The following is a 15,008-nucleotide window of genomic DNA, read 5'->3' as shown; positions in this document are numbered from 1 at the left end:
ATACAGCCCATCTTATCTACCCTACACAAAGAGTGATCTGCCCGCTTCTCATACCATCCGAGTCCGCCCATACTGACACACGCCCTGGCTCTCCTGTCAGCACAATCAGTACGCTGGCACATCCCCGATGCATATGAATATGGTCTTCCCTATAGGGTTCATTTCCTGTAATATCTCCGTTGTCTACTGCCAGAATCACAGCCGGACCTTCTGTTCGGAACCGCACTTTTCCACTCTCCCGAAAATATGGATGCCCCTCCCCGTCAGCGGCCCTGACTGTCAGCAGTATTTGATACCCTTCCTCCGCTTTCACATGGCGGAGCCCCCCATCAAACTGCAGCTTTATGGCAGGCCCCGGCGTCACGGTTTCCTGGCTGCAGACTACTTTTCCACCGTTCAGTCCGACTACACGCACTGTTCCTGGCTGCCAGGGCAGGAATCCCGTAATCAACCTGTTAGGGCAATCCTTAGGGCGGGGAATTTAGAATCGTTTACCATTCAGATATAATGCTACCTCTTCACAGTTACTGACAATCGAATATGGAATCAAACATTTATGGAATCGAGAGAATTGCCAATGATCTGCGTAAGCAGGCATATCCCAGTGCTCCTTTATCCCTTCATCTGCCAGAAAATAATCCATAACGGAAAAATGCACCATTGGCTCCTCTCTCCAATAACTCTGGATGAGATAGAACCCTGACCTGCACTCATTATTCGTGCGGATTAATGCGCCGCCCCACCCCTTGGCTGGGTAACCCATGGACTCACCCGGATAGTCGTAGCCAGTCCAGATCATACCCCCAATACAGTATGGTTTTTCAAATGGAATCAGGGACGGATTTTTCTCAGTAAAATTCTGCATCTGCTCCCCATTCCCCATAAAATATTGGTATAGCTCCGTACCCAGAATCAGTTTATCTGGCACGGCTTCATGAATCAGCGAATACCATTGTTCCTGGTAATTGCAGGAAATAATATCAACTAGTTCTGCAATACCCGAAATTCGCTCCACACGTTCACGATTGTCATAGATTTCTGTATCAGATATCTCGTCCACAAACTGCTGAATATCCTTGATCGCTGACAGATTCACATCGCTTTCTCTCTTAAAATGAGGATTCATCGCATAGGACACAGGCCGTGTATCATCCAAAGATAAGGCGTACCTCTTAAGCATCTGCAATATTTTCAGCATAGATTCCTGCCCCTGGTTTTCTACCTCATTTCCCACACCCCATATAACTACGCTGGGACGGTTCTGTCCCGCTTTATCATAGCATCCATATCAGACTGCCATTCCTGCTCAAAATATCTGCCATAAAGCCCGCCCTGCCATTTATCAAAACATTCCTCATACACATAAAAGCCCATCTCATCACACAGATCTATGAACTCTTCCGCAAAGGTATGGTGGGCTGCCCGGATTGCGTTGCAGCCCAGCTCCTTCAGATGCTGAAGCCGCTCCCGCCAAATCTCCGGCTTCGCGGCTATCCCAAGGCACCCCGCCTCCTGATACAGACAAACACCCTTCAGCTTGATAGGAGGTACTGTAACCATACTTATGTCCTCCTGCACATTTTTCGTTCACCCATACGGTACAATTCTCGTAAACACCGCCGAACTCCATAAAGTACAGGTACCTCGGATATTTATGCTCCAGACGCAGCGCTCTCCTGTACCAGCCGATACCCCAGCGGTCCCTGAACCCCTGATCTTCTCCCTGCACCATATTTCTGTCAAAGGGTGCGTCCACCGCCCAATCATGAGGTAGTCTAACCGATGTGAAGCGCAAATCTTCCGGGATATCAGGTATCTCTTCAGGCACTCCCTGCACCTTCTGTTTCTTGGCAGCCTCGGCAACACTGTAAGGACCGCATTTCATCAATCCGAATTCCCATCCTGTCATAAGTATTTCTTCTGTTCTTGGCATTTTCTGATCCTTTCCTTCACTTCTCCATTATCATCTGAATTCACATTCTGCCCATGCGGTACTCCTTAGGCGTCTTTCCCACATATTTCTTAAACCGCCTCATAAACACATGGTCATCCTCGTATCCAACAGCCTGGCTAACTTCCTTCACAAGCAGCTTAGTATTCTCCAGCAACTCTTTCGCCTTCTCCATGCGTATGGCCACCAGGTAGTCGGAAGGGCTGATATTTTCGCTGTTCCTGAACTCCACCGCAAGAGTCACCGGACTGATACCCAGATATTCAGCCAGCATTCCCATATTTAATTCAGGGTTACCGAAATTCTCCTGCATGTAGGAAACCGCGCGGGCAGCCATATTGTCCCGTTCCTTTTCGGTAGCCCGTCGGTTATCCATCAGCATACGGCAGGCTTCGCATAGGATATCGCTAAAATCATGGATATTCAGACATTGGGACAGCATAAATACATTGTATACATCCTTCAGGTCCGTTCCCACATCTTTAAATTCCTCCAATAGCAAATGGAGCAGGTCGTTATACATGATACGAAAAGTCAAAAGTGTCTGGTTTCCCTGCTTCACCCGATTGCATATATCTCCCACTGTCCTTTGCACCTCCGGCATACTGCCCGAACGGATCGCTTTTTTCAGATTGTACAGATATACGTCCGGCAGCATCTCGACTGTCCCAGGACCTCCCAACGATGAAAAGCGTAACATCATGCTGTTATCTTCCAAAAAACGGTTGTCATAAGCTGCGTCCGCCTCAAGATAAGCCTTCGCCCCCTCTTCGAAATCCTCATGGTATTCGCTGACAGCCATGATAAACTCTTCACAGTGCTCCTGGCCGCAGGTAAACAGCCGCTGCAGCACCTCTTCCATGCTTTTTCTCTCTCTGCCAAACAGCACATACAGGCTCTGACCGCTGTTAATCAGCCCAACTTGCCAGCCCTCCACCGTATTTTCCTTCTCAATCTCCTGAAGCATCAGGGTGTGTATCCTTCCCTCATTACCGTCTCCCCTGTCACCCATAAGCACAACCAGAAACAGGCTGATGTTTTCCAGCAAAAATCCAGAATCCCGCGCCGCCCGGTATATTTCATCCTTCCTGTAATCACTCTGAACAAAGCTTCTGATAAAGCCAGATTTGCGATGGTTCAAATTTTCACGGGTAGATTCCTGGCTGCTTTTTGTCAGCATTTGTATCCCACTCTCGATGCTGTCATAATTATATGAATCCTCCTTCTGATTTAACAGCATATTCAGTCTCTTCACTCTGGTGGAAACCGCCCTTGACGCGCTTACCACCGCGATTGCAGCCGGCACGCTGCACACCAGCAGCAAAAACAAAATCCCCCATTGCTCTGACAATATCTTCTCACGAAAAACATCCATAGTCTGCAGAGTACAGTAGGTGAGTCCGCTCACTCCACGCTCCGCTGTAAGCAGATAATGCTCTCCGCCGATAGTCACCTTCCCCTGTTTCTGTTGCACCGCTTCCATAACTGCCGTCTGCCGGAGCAGTTCATCGGCCTCCGTATCAAAATTTTCCCGGGAGACAATGATCTGCCCGTCGTACAGGATATAATTGTTTCTCCGTTCCTTAGCCTCGCTCCCCAACAGTTCGTTATAAAATTTTTGATTCACCACAAATACGGCCGTACCGATGTTGTCCGGCAGCACAGGAAGCATGTAAATTGTGGACTGTTCGGATACCAGATATCCTGCCTGCAGATAGCCGCACACTTCCTGCTCCGGCAGCGCCAGCATCTCTCCGCTTTCATCATACAGAAACTCTTTGAACATCCCTCGGCTGTTCTCCTCTAATACAAGTCCCTTGTTAAGAAAGGAATCAATCTCCAGGGAAGTATTCTGATTAAAAACATAATGATCCCTGTGGTAACAGTAAAAGATAAATTCAAAAAATTCGCTGGCTATCCAGTATTGATTAAGGCGATCCCGCAATTTCAGGCTTTTCTCCGGTGTCTCCTCCAATCGGAATCTTGTGATATTTGTCTCCACATTCATCTGAATCACAATATTCTTCAGGATCTTCATCTCACTTTCATGCCTGGTCATGATGTAATCCAATGTGCGTTCATTTGCGGCAAGAAAATCGGCGTAAATAGTGTGATAATAATACTGATAAATGTATATCCCCATAGACAGAAATATCAGCAAAAGGACGGTGCTTACTGCAACAATATAATGAAAAATATTTCTGTTTCTCCACTTTCCCTCTGTTCTGTTCATCCGTGATCCCCCTCAAATAGTGCTGAGTCTGCAAACCGTTCTGTCTATTTTACCATGTCCGGGAAACGCAAACAATCTCGCCATTCAAAATGACGAGATTGTTTGCATGGCCCAGATCAGTTCCCTGCCTTAATCAAGTTTCATCTGATCCAGCGCTCCCTGATAGACCTGAACATACTTCTCCTCAACTCCCATATCTGCAAACAGCTTAACAAAGGCATCCCAGCTCTCGTCCGTCACCCCTTTTGATACAAAGTTCGCCGCGTTCTCCCACACAGCATTGTCTATATCAGTGGCAATCAGCTGAGTGGAATCCCGCTGTTCAGCGGTCAGGGGCACATAGTTCAGATACTTATCAGAGTACTTCTGTACAATACCGGCCTCCTCATATATATCACAGTATTCAATCTTCTCAATCCTCTGAGAAGGCAGATTATAAGTGGATGAGATATAATTGCCGGGTGCGAAAAACAGTGCATTACAATCCAGATAATCTTTGACATCTGCCGTATTGTCATTTGTGACATTGATCATGCCGTTGTTATCGTATTCCCAGCCTTTTCCCTCAGCACCGCTGCCTTCTGCTCCGAAGTAAAGAGAAAACATAGTCTCCGTTTCCAGCATGGCATCCAGCAGCCGGAGTGACTCTGGCACATGTTCATTAGTGCAGGTGATACTCGCTCCTGGGCTTGCGGTCTCCAGGTATCGGTAGCAGCTGACCTTCGTCCCTTCGGGTGACGGGGGAACGAACAATGTGGCATTCTTCTCTACCCCGTCCGAATATCCCATGGCCTCCAGACGCCAGCACACAAACATTCCCACATTATCGCTTTTCAGCTTGGTATCCACAGTATTCTTATCCTGTGAAATAAACTCCGGATCTGTCAGTCCCTCTTCATACAGCACATGCAGCCATTCCATGCACTGCCTGAATCCGTCCTGGACAGGGGCCAGCTGCACGTTCTTATCATCGTCGATATAGATCCATCTGCTGCCGCTATCCAGCGGTATACCAAACATGGGAAGCAGCCATCTAATGCCATAACCGGCCGCGTTCAGTCCCATCTGTAACGGGACCTCATCCGGCTGACCGTTGCCATTGGGATCCCCATTCTTAAAGGCTCTAAGTGTATCCGTCAGCTCATCCATCGTCTCTGGTGTCTTCAGGTTCAATGCGTCCAGCCATTCCTGGTTGATAAAGAAATGCTGTTCCACACTGATATCCTGGGCAAACAGATAGCCGATCGAATATGTATGCCCGTCCGAGGCGATCAGACTTGTTGTGGGATCTTCATCTTCTCCCGCGATCCGTTCTGTATAAACCGGCATATACTGCTCTATCATCTCCTCCAGAGGGATCAGCAGATGCTGTTCCACACCGAATTCTTCTTTTTCCACAGCGCCGCTGGGATGGAGCAGTATATCCGGATATTCCCCGGAAGCCCACATCAGGTTAAGTTTTGTGCTCCAATCACTGCTCTTTACCACCTCCCACTCCAGATGAATCCCAGTCTTCTCCTCCAGAGCCCGGATAACCGGCATGGTATCCGGTTCCGTCAGCACGTCCGTGTCCCGAATGGCAAACATGACCTTCAGAGTCAGTGGCTCATTTACAATCGGATACCCCGTCTCGTTAAAGCTCTCTCCTGCCGCCTGGCCGGATGTCTCCTGATTCGATGACGAAGGCACCGAACTGTCCGCGCTGTGGCAGCCGGTAAGCCCGCACAAAATCAACGAAAGTACCAACACTACAGCAATTACTTTCTTTTTCATAAACAACCTCCTTCTAAAACCTTTTTTATTATTACTCTATCTCAACACCTTTGTGCCGAAATCATCCCTTTAAAGAACCGATCATAACACCCTTCTCAAAATACTTCTGCAGGAAAGCATACAGTATGACGACAGGGCCTGTGGAAATCACAATGATACAATATTTGGAGACGTTGGCGATCCGCAGAGCCTCGCTCATAGACTCCATTGAATCCGCCATGGAAATCATGTAGTCGCCGGATTTGTCCACCTGCAGAGAAGCCAGAATTTCCCTCAACACCGTCTGAAGGGGCAGCAGCTTTCTGTCCTTTATGTACACAAGACCTGTAAAATAATCATTCCATTTTGCTACGCCGTAATATACAGCCAGCACAGCTACGATCGTCTTGCTCAAGGGCATCACCACCTTTTTGAAAAACTGTATGTGGGAAGCCCCATCCAAAACCGCGGCCTCGTAAAGCTCACTGGGAATACTGGTTTGGATAAATGTTCGCGCCACCATGAGGTTCCAGACACTGACACATCCTGTCAGGATCAGGATCAGCGGGTTGTTGTACAGCCCGACATCCTTCAGCACCAGGAATGTGGGAATCAGACCGCCTCCAAAGAACATCGTGATCACAAAGTATAGATTGATCGCGGTCTTCCCCGGGAACTTCGGCCTTGACAGCGCATATGCCGCCAACAGGGTAACAATAACACTGAGCGTAATGCCCGTCGCGGTGTAAAACAGGGAATTCCCATAGGACCGAATCAGCTCACTGTACCCGAGCACCGCCTTATAGCCAATCAGTGAAAAATCCACCGGATGCCAGATGACCTCCCCACGGATAATGGCGTCCGGATCAGACACCGATGCGATAACTACCAGATACAGCGGGTACAGCACGATCAGCATGACCACAATCCAAACCACCGAATTAAACAGATAAAACATCCTGTTACTAAAACTCAACTTCATTTTCTTCTTCATCGGCTTTTTCTTCCTCCCTGTCTAAAACAGCCCCACGTCCGACACTTTTTTTGATATTCTATTTACGGATATGATCAGCACAAAGTTGATTAGGTTAATAAACAGTCCGATGGCGGATGTATAGGAAAACTGGCCGCTCCCCAGGCCCACATTATATACGTAGACTCCAATGATATCCGACCTTGTAATATTACCAGGCGTCTGCATGACAAGTGCCTTGCTGGTATCGCTGTTCAGCATCTTCCCGCAGTTTAAGATGAAGTTCATCATCGCCACCGACATAACACTGGGCAAATCTATGTACCGGATCTTCTGCCAAATACTCGCACCATCAATTTCCGCCGCCTCGTATAGGGACTGGTCGATACCGGTCAGCGCCGCGATGTACAGAATTGTGCCAAACCCTGCCGACTGCCAGACCCCGGAGATAATATAAATGGAACGGAAATTCTCCGCTTTAGACATGAAATCCACTGCCGGCAGTCCGAGCATTCCCCGGAATATATTCAGGATACCACCGGTTGGCGAGAGGAAGACATACAGCATTCCCGCAAGTACTACGGTAGAAATAAAGTGGGGAATATAGATTGTCGTCTGTATAAACTGCTTTGCTTTTGCATTTCTGACCTGATTTAACAGGATTGCTAGAATCAGGGGAGCCGGAAAACTCCAAAGCAGGTTGTATATATTTAGGAGGAATGTATTTGCCAGCAGTCTTTTAAAATAGTAGGCTTCAAAAAAAGTTTTAAAATGCTTCAGACCCACCCAGACGCTGCCCGCTATCCCGTCCACCGCCCGGTAATCCCGAAAGGCGATCTGGATGCCATACAGGGGCAGATAATGGAAGATCAGGAAGTAGACGATCGCAGGGGCTACCATCAGGTACAGCTGCCAGTTATTTCCCATAATCTGTAACAGATTTTGCTTCTTCGTCTTCTTCGGCGCCTTCGTCAGAACTCTCTTTCTGTCTCTCTTTCCCATACCTTTTATTCCTCCTCATCCGACTGTTTTGCAGCCCACATTGTGCGTTCGGTACAGTTTTTAGTATAAGGCGGCAGTAAGATTGGGTAAAGTGTTTAAAATTATAACACTGTTTTTGCTGCCTATCCCCGAGTTTTACTCAAAAAACACTGGTAATTTATGGTTCTGTTAAAAGGTATAAAAATTTTCACCCCTTTATAGGGGAGGGAACGTTACTATTTTTTGTTCTGTGAGCTTGATTAAAATAAGATCAGAATATATAATGGAAGATGCAGAACATGCATTCGCCTTATCATTCATTTGAAAAGTCACGGAGGCTAAAGATATGAACGTACCCTATATTTGGGAACATAACCATGATGACTCGCTGATCTACGCCGACCCATATATCGGCGCTTATGTCCGCGGCCGGAACAAAGAGGAGGCCTTAGCCAAGTTTGATGATGAAATCCGTTCCTATATCTTATGGCGGGATCATACACCCTTCACCGGTGAACTCACCTTTGAGATGGCAGAGGACCACAGCAGCAGCCTGGATATCCGCGATGCCGATTCCGATGTGATCTTTCTTAGCGAACGGCCGCCGCTGTCTGCGGAGGAATATGCCTGTCTGAAATCCCTGGCAATGCGGTCCGCCGCCTCATTTCAGAAACTTTTTGATTCAATCCCTGATAAAAACAGGACCTGTCTCACCAGACGCCGCACCTTTTACGGAGAAATCCCCGTGACTGCCACAGAGATGTATGAGCATACAAAGAACGTCAACAGTTATTACTTCGGTGAGATCGGCATAAAAGCAGAGAACGGGCCGGATATCTACTCCTGCAGGGCCGATGCGTTCCGGACGCTGGAATCCTCTGCGGATTATCTGGACAATGCCGTTTTTGACGGAAGCTATGGGGAGCAGTGGTCGCTGCGGAAGGTATGCCGGAGATTCGTATGGCACGACCGGATCCATGCAAAGGCTATGTGGCGCATGGCGGCAGAGGTGTTTGGCGTAGATGCGGCGGTTAATCCGTTTTGCTTTGTATAAATGGCGGATCGCCAAAACAATAAAGAGGAAATGATCCGTAATAGATTTATTTACCTTTACAGAGGAGTAGTTTATGCCAAAATGGTTAAAAAAATATGAATTATTGAGAAGGGTGGAGTTCACACTCTATGCATTGTTTGGAGTTGAAAATATACTGTTCTTTTTTTTCTTACTTGATTTTAATAATTATAAAACTGATAATAGTATAATAGTGTACTTTATATCCATGGTTATAGGAATCATTCTTTTTTACACAGGTATAAAGAAGATATTTCGGTTCAAAGCGGAAATAGAAAACATTAAAATATCCTCCATTCTATACTTGCAATGCGATCCTGAACGCTTTATCAAACAAGTCGAGCCCGCTGTAACATATATTGGTAATGGCAGATTAACATGGTACAGTCAAACAGCAAGCGAACTTTCATTGAAAACCTCTCTGGCCACAGCTTATATGTTAAACGGAGATTGTGAAAAGGCAATTGCGCTTTTTAAGGATGTCTATTTACATTCAGAATACAATAAAAATAGCAATGGTATGCTCTATTATTTGCATAATCTAATAATAGCTTATATTACCAATAATGATGTTAAAAATGTAAAAAAATATTTATTTGACTATGAACAAGCTCTGAAAGATACCAATTCATCTAAAAATGATTCACAGTTTTTTATAGATAGCCTAACCGAAATGAAATATCGTCTAAATCTCATATGCGGGAATACAGCCGATGCCGCTGAATATTATGAAGGTCTGTTGAATTCCGAGCCTAATATGCTAATTACTTATCGAACAACTATATACTGGCTTCTTGCAAATATTTACAGGATCGAGGGCAGGGAGGAGCAGGAAATTGACTGCTTAAAAAAAGCAGCTGAACTTGGATATAACCTATTTACAGCCCAAAAAGCCAGGCAAATACTGAAGGATAAGGGTATCACGGTAAAAAATATGCCTATAGCGCCCGTTGAACTCCCTAAGGTCAAATATATCAAACCTTTATTATGTATAGCAACTGCATGTCTTCCCTGCATATGGTTCATTATTACTCAGTTTTAAACTTGTACTCTGTGCAATATTTATTTTGATGTTAACGGGGTGCGTACATTGTCTTTGTCTTATGCTGCATATACTTTTTTAACGCTGACGGATAAGGGAGCTGACTGATTTCATATTTTGGAGGTGAACTGCATGCCTAAATGGTTTAAAAGGGCTGCGACAATAATATCCTTAGGAGGTGCAATATTTGCATCATTTACAGCTATAAACATTTTGTATTTCTTTTTCTATTGGGAATTTTCATACAATTATAGATTTGATACAGCGGTTATAATATATTTGATATGTATGATTGTTGGCATAATATTATTTCATATTGGTATTAAACGATTGACCTATGGGATCGCCTCTGTCATTATCCAGAAAGTCAGGAATACTTTAGTCCTCCAATGTGATACCAAACAATTCATACAATTGGCGGAACCCGCTATACTATATATGAACAAAGGCAAGATATTATGGTTCTCAAAGTCCGCCATAGAAATTAACTTAAAATTGTCTTTGGCTTCTGCTTATGTGGTAGACGGTAATCCAGACAAAGCAATCCAAATTGAAACACAATTATTTTCAGACCCCGAGTTCATAAAATATAAAAACGTCAAACTCATTTTAACGCGAGAGCTTATCTGGGCTTATATAGTAAAAAAAGATTCAGATAAGGCTGCAGAATTGCTAAACAGTTATAAGCAATTATTAGATGAATACGAACCTGACCGTAAAGATTACGATAAAGCGAAAGATCAACTTACTGATATGACATTCCGGTTAAATATACTTAATAACGTTACAGACGGAGCTGCTGAATACTACGAGAACGTTCTGCAGACTCCACTTAGTGAAAGCTATAAAACCGTTGTATACTGGCTCTTAGCCAATATTTACAGAATAGAAGGAAATGAGGAAAAAGAAATACTATATCTTCGTAAGACATCCGAAAACGGGTACCATATGCACGTAGCAGAACAAGCCCGATGTATTTTGGCCAATAAAGGTATTACTGTAGATGAGCCTGTATTAAAAAAATTCAAACCAAAAAGAATATCATATATTTTACCGGTGCTTTTAATGATAGTCGGATGCGTACCATTCATTTGGTTAGCAATAACGAAGTTGTAATATCATCAGGTATCACAAATTATACAAAAATAAATTCATGCCTGATCAATTAGAAAAATGAACCATCAATTGCATCATGAAAATGTAGGCTAATTATTTTATTTTTATATGATAACATTATCAAAGAACTCAATCACTAAAAGGCCATTTAATAGGGGGAATGTTTTATGGAGAATTAACAATTGCCTAGAAATTAGTCAACGAGCTAGACAGTTAATGATTGATATGAATGAAGAAATAGAACCTTCTTTAGAAAAAAATTTTAAATATTGTTCAATTTCCATACCACCAGTCGCATACACTTTAATTGTAATAGGAGCTGTACCTTTACTAATATATTTATTTGACACATTTTATCATTTGTTAATATAATTTAAATTCATAATTAAGGAGCTGCTGTTTTTTTAAGCCCCTACACCAAAATAAGCATACCCTGCAGATTTTCTTGCGTTTCAACAAAGGATGTTCAGTTGGATATACTTCCTATCGCAAGCGCCATTTGGCGCTTACAATGCAATGGCCGGAATTAAAGACTTTATTGTATTTAGAGCATATACCACCCCCATACTGCCAGCCAGAATCCCCACTATCAGCAATATGGCTGCTTGTGTGGCATGAACAGTGCGCGGAGGGCACTGATCGGCCAGGGGCAGGGAGAATTTGTGGAAGAGGAGATTAGGGCTTACGAACAGAGTTATGAGGAGTTACTCTGTAAGGGGATGGATGAAAACAGGAAAACAAAGCTCATTATGCAAAAAAGGAAGATTGCGATACTGGAAAATATCAAACATGTATTCATGGGTACACCGGTTATTTTTTTGCCGGTGCTAAGCCCGTCTGTTCAGCCGGCAGACTGAACTGTTACCGTTTACACCACAATATATAAAGAGTTGCATTTTATAAGCTTATAATATATTATTAGTTGGTAACTTCTGTAAAATATCAATGATCAAGTAGGACGTATTATGGAAAATTGGTTTAATAAAATTAAAAAGGCGAATAGATTTTGTCTTATAATAATATTAATATATCTTTTGCTTTATTCTGTCATTTGGGCAATATATCTGCAATTTAATTCATTTAGCTGGAGTGATTTTCTACTGCGGCTTACCGGTGTCTATCTATTCTGTGCAGGATCAGTATTTTTATATCTTTATATCCCGAATCGGCGGGTTCTTCTGTTCTTCTTCAAAACTTTATTTTTACAATGTAACCCCGTATCAATTATTGAAAATGTTGAACCTGTAGTCAAACAGTTAGACAAAAAATCCGGATACTTTTTTGCCAAGGAAAGGACAATAATAAGGCTTAAATATTTATTGGCTTCTTCGTATTTTAATGTGGGATATATTGATAAGGCCTTGGACTATTACACTTATGTGGTTAATTATATCGATTATGATATTAGTAATATAAATCGTTTATTATATTATAGTGGTATAATAAATATATTGTTATGTAAGAATGATCTGGAAAAAGCAAAAAAATATTTGAAATTATATAAAGACATCTTAAACAGCCGTAACAAAGTTAAATATTTCAAATTATTCCACTCCATTCTTCCTATATTCGATTATATTATGGAACATGGGTACAACGAGTACGTCTATTTGATTGAGTTATATGAACGTCTGCTGGCAGATATTAAGGATTATCGGTTGACACTTTTTAAAATGCAGGTTTGCTGGCAGCTTGCACACTTATATAAGAAAAAAGGAGATAGCGCCCTCCAAATACATTATTTAAAAAGCATTGCTGAACAGGGCAACACCATGAGTATATGTAAACAGTCAATTGCGATGCTTAGTACACAAAAAATCGATATTCCGAAGCCGATTATAGAGGAAGTAAAAGTAACTGTACGACCTACTGTAACAGTTGTTTTATATTTATTACTTACAGCTGGTCTCGCAATTCTAGTATATTCATTTTTAACCTTAATTATCTAGCAAGAAACGAATAAAGTTACCCATTTCTATAGTATACAAAAACTATCAAGACAAGGATATCATATGGAAAATTGGTTCTCCAAACTACAAAAGAATTATTATATACATATAATCAGTACATTGCTATATTTTATTTTTATAATAATAATTTACTGTTTTACAAGACATTTAAATAATGATGTATTTAGGGATGATATTTTTATAGCACTTATTATTGGTGTACTATTATTTTATAGTGGAACATATATCCTAAATATTTACCAGCCAGTGGTAGGGGGGCTGCAGCAATTAACAGGATTACTTTATATACAATGTAATCCATCCCTGCTTATCAGTTATATTGAACCTGTTATCAAATTGGCAGAGAAAGACAAAGTGCATTTATATGCGAAAACGACACTTAAATTGCGCCTTAAATATCTTATGGCATTATCTTATTTATATCTTGGCGAAGCAGAAAAATCGCTTCCTTATTGCAATGATTTAAGGGTTTATATTGATTATGAACACAATCTGTCGAACAGGCTATCTTACTACAGTTGTATTATCAGTACTTACTTATATCTTCAAGATTTTGTAAATGCAAGAAAATATGTTGCGCTATATGAAAAGGAATTAACGAGTAAAAGGAAAGTGCCTTTTAAGCAGTTCGAAAAATCTCTACTAACTATATATAAATATATTACAGAAACAGCTGATACAGATATCGATCAGTTAATCCTCCTTTATGATAAGCTATTAACGGCTTTAAAGGATATTCCATTCATTCATATAAAAATGCAAGTTTACTGGCAGTTATCACAACTATATGCTAAGAAAAACGATAAAGAACATCAGCTGTCATTGTTACAGGAGATAGTCAAATACGGAAATGGTCTGGATATAAAACAGCGTGCTCAAATAGTGCTGCAGGAACATCAAGTGGATATTCCTGATTCCGAACAAAAGAATCCCCATTATACGTTAAAACCATCTTTACATACCGCATATGCCCTATTAGCTTTAAGTTTTCTTCCACCTTTGATTATATTGATTAAAGTATTAGTGTGTATTTAAGTATGTATCCTACGGAACCAAAAATAATAATATACTTGCAATAAGATACCATATGTCCTTTAATTATTCTAGTAGTTTTTGTAATTATGCATTTTGGAGGTGAACTGCATGCCTAAATGGTTTAAAAGGGCTACGGCAATAATTTACTTAGGGATTACAATATTTTTATCATTTACAGCTATAAACATTTTGTATTTCTTTCTCTATTGGGAATTATCATATAATTATAGATTTGATACAACGGTCATAATATATTTGATATGTATGATTGTTGGCATAATATTATTTCATATTGGCATTAAACGATTGACCTATGGGATTGCCTCTATTTTGGTCCAGAACGTTAATGATACATTGCTCATCCAATGTGATGTCAAACATTTCATACAATTAGTAGAACCTGCTATTCTATATATGAACAAAGGTAAAATATTGTGGTTTTCACAGTCCGCCATAGACCTTAGCTTAAAAATGTCTTTGGCCATTGCTTATATGGTAGACGGTAATCCAGAGAAAGCAATTCAAATTGATACACAACTATTTTCAGACCCCGAGTTCATAAAATATAAAAACGCCAAACTCATTTTAACACGAGATCTGATCAAGGCTTATATAACAAAAAAAGATTCAGATAGGGCTGCAGAACTTCTAAACAGTTATAAGCAATTATTAGATGAATACGAACCTGACCGTAAAGATTACGATATAATGAAAGATCAACTTACTGATATGACATTCCGGTTGAATATACTTAATAACGTTACAGACGGGGCCGCTGAATACTACGAGAACCTTCTGCAGACTCCACTTAGTGAAAGCCTAAAAACAGCTGTTTACTGGCTCTTGGCCAATATTTACAGAATAGAAGGAAATGAGGAAAAAG

The 15,008-nt window shown here is 41.8% G+C and carries 14 protein-coding genes and 1 pseudogene; 7 read left to right on the top strand and 8 right to left on the bottom strand.

Annotated elements, in window-relative coordinates:
- Positions 1 to 16 precede the first annotated feature (16 nt).
- The 8 genes and pseudogenes from DWZ56_RS23105 to DWZ56_RS09230 all read right to left on the bottom strand — a co-directional run bounded on the left by DWZ56_RS23105 (position 17) and on the right by DWZ56_RS09230 (position 7,911).
- Positions 17 to 415, bottom strand: coding sequence for a hypothetical protein (locus DWZ56_RS23105; protein WP_243095161.1), 399 nt, complete (start codon positions 413 to 415; stop codon positions 17 to 19).
- A gap of 66 nt (positions 416 to 481) precedes the next feature.
- Complete coding sequence (locus tag DWZ56_RS23100; RefSeq protein ID WP_279220284.1) at positions 482 to 1,234, bottom strand: hypothetical protein; 753 nt, start codon at positions 1,232 to 1,234, stop codon at positions 482 to 484.
- An 11-nt stretch (positions 1,235 to 1,245) separates the two neighbouring features.
- Entirely contained in the window at positions 1,246 to 1,560 is a 315-nt protein-coding gene (locus DWZ56_RS23325) for a glycoside hydrolase family 2 TIM barrel-domain containing protein (RefSeq protein ID WP_279220283.1), read from the bottom strand.
- Positions 1,561 to 1,606: 46 nt separating this feature from the next.
- A pseudogene (locus tag DWZ56_RS23600) lies at positions 1,607 to 1,732 on the bottom strand (hypothetical protein); the annotation flags it as partial.
- Between the two features lie 241 nt (positions 1,733 to 1,973).
- The gene (locus DWZ56_RS09245) at positions 1,974 to 4,184 is read right to left on the bottom strand and encodes a helix-turn-helix domain-containing protein (protein ID WP_118556289.1); all 2,211 of its coding nucleotides are present in this window, start codon (positions 4,182 to 4,184) and stop codon (positions 1,974 to 1,976) included.
- Positions 4,185 to 4,313: 129 nt separating this feature from the next.
- On the bottom strand, positions 4,314 to 5,957 hold the full coding sequence (locus tag DWZ56_RS09240; RefSeq protein WP_118556287.1) for an extracellular solute-binding protein: 1,644 nt from the start codon (positions 5,955 to 5,957) through the stop codon (positions 4,314 to 4,316).
- Between the two features lie 61 nt (positions 5,958 to 6,018).
- On the bottom strand, positions 6,019 to 6,930 hold the full coding sequence (locus DWZ56_RS09235) for a carbohydrate ABC transporter permease (protein WP_118556285.1): 912 nt from the start codon (positions 6,928 to 6,930) through the stop codon (positions 6,019 to 6,021).
- A 21-nt stretch (positions 6,931 to 6,951) separates the two neighbouring features.
- A complete protein-coding gene (locus tag DWZ56_RS09230) occupies positions 6,952 to 7,911 on the bottom strand; it encodes an ABC transporter permease (protein ID WP_118556283.1) in 960 nt (319 codons plus the stop codon).
- A gap of 325 nt (positions 7,912 to 8,236) precedes the next feature.
- Between DWZ56_RS09230 and DWZ56_RS09225 the strand changes: the two genes are divergently transcribed.
- The 7 genes from DWZ56_RS09225 to DWZ56_RS09195 all read left to right on the top strand — a co-directional run.
- Positions 8,237 to 8,944 (top strand): hypothetical protein, encoded by a 708-nt coding sequence (locus DWZ56_RS09225; protein WP_118556281.1) that lies wholly within the window; start codon positions 8,237 to 8,239, stop codon positions 8,942 to 8,944.
- Positions 8,945 to 9,017: 73 nt separating this feature from the next.
- The gene (locus DWZ56_RS09220) at positions 9,018 to 10,004 is read left to right on the top strand and encodes a tetratricopeptide repeat protein (RefSeq protein ID WP_118556279.1); all 987 of its coding nucleotides are present in this window, start codon (positions 9,018 to 9,020) and stop codon (positions 10,002 to 10,004) included.
- A 132-nt stretch (positions 10,005 to 10,136) separates the two neighbouring features.
- The gene (locus tag DWZ56_RS09215) at positions 10,137 to 11,120 is read left to right on the top strand and encodes a tetratricopeptide repeat protein (RefSeq protein ID WP_118556277.1); all 984 of its coding nucleotides are present in this window, start codon (positions 10,137 to 10,139) and stop codon (positions 11,118 to 11,120) included.
- 614 nt (positions 11,121 to 11,734) lie between these two features.
- Positions 11,735 to 11,977, top strand: a complete 243-nt coding sequence (locus DWZ56_RS09210; RefSeq protein ID WP_118556275.1) for a hypothetical protein — start codon at positions 11,735 to 11,737, stop codon at positions 11,975 to 11,977.
- Between the two features lie 108 nt (positions 11,978 to 12,085).
- Positions 12,086 to 13,069 carry a hypothetical protein gene (locus tag DWZ56_RS09205; protein ID WP_118556273.1) on the top strand — a complete coding sequence of 328 codons (984 nt, stop codon included), beginning with the start codon at positions 12,086 to 12,088 and terminating at the stop codon, positions 13,067 to 13,069.
- 63 nt (positions 13,070 to 13,132) lie between these two features.
- Entirely contained in the window at positions 13,133 to 14,125 is a 993-nt protein-coding gene (locus DWZ56_RS09200) for a hypothetical protein (protein ID WP_118556271.1), read from the top strand.
- 108 nt (positions 14,126 to 14,233) lie between these two features.
- Positions 14,234 to 15,008 (top strand): hypothetical protein (locus DWZ56_RS09195; protein WP_199679569.1); only part of this gene is annotated, 775 nt, incomplete at its 3' end.

It is taken from the genome of Lachnotalea sp. AF33-28, assembly GCF_003477885.1.
Classification (GTDB): domain Bacteria; phylum Bacillota; class Clostridia; order Lachnospirales; family Lachnospiraceae; genus AF33-28.
This window is presented reverse-complemented; position numbering and strand designations above follow the sequence as displayed.

What these genes read in the sequence shown, in the direction of transcription:
- DWZ56_RS09230 (WP_118556283.1), bottom strand. Translation starts at nt 7,911, where the DNA reads ATGGGAAAGAGAGACAGAAAGAGAGTTCTGACGAAGGCGCCGAAGAAG.
- DWZ56_RS09215 (WP_118556277.1), top strand. Translation starts at nt 10,137, where the DNA reads ATGCCTAAATGGTTTAAAAGGGCTGCGACAATAATATCCTTAGGAGGT.
- DWZ56_RS09220 (WP_118556279.1), top strand. Translation starts at nt 9,018, where the DNA reads ATGCCAAAATGGTTAAAAAAATATGAATTATTGAGAAGGGTGGAGTTC.
- DWZ56_RS09210 (WP_118556275.1), top strand. Translation starts at nt 11,735, where the DNA reads ATGAACAGTGCGCGGAGGGCACTGATCGGCCAGGGGCAGGGAGAATTT.
- DWZ56_RS09235 (WP_118556285.1), bottom strand. Translation starts at nt 6,930, where the DNA reads ATGAAGAAGAAAATGAAGTTGAGTTTTAGTAACAGGATGTTTTATCTG.
- DWZ56_RS09225 (WP_118556281.1), top strand. Translation starts at nt 8,237, where the DNA reads ATGAACGTACCCTATATTTGGGAACATAACCATGATGACTCGCTGATC.
- DWZ56_RS09240 (WP_118556287.1), bottom strand. Translation starts at nt 5,957, where the DNA reads ATGAAAAAGAAAGTAATTGCTGTAGTGTTGGTACTTTCGTTGATTTTG.
- DWZ56_RS23325 (WP_279220283.1), bottom strand. Translation starts at nt 1,560, where the DNA reads ATGGTTACAGTACCTCCTATCAAGCTGAAGGGTGTTTGTCTGTATCAG.
- DWZ56_RS09205 (WP_118556273.1), top strand. Translation starts at nt 12,086, where the DNA reads ATGGAAAATTGGTTTAATAAAATTAAAAAGGCGAATAGATTTTGTCTT.
- DWZ56_RS09245 (WP_118556289.1), bottom strand. Translation starts at nt 4,184, where the DNA reads ATGAACAGAACAGAGGGAAAGTGGAGAAACAGAAATATTTTTCATTAT.
- DWZ56_RS09200 (WP_118556271.1), top strand. Translation starts at nt 13,133, where the DNA reads ATGGAAAATTGGTTCTCCAAACTACAAAAGAATTATTATATACATATA.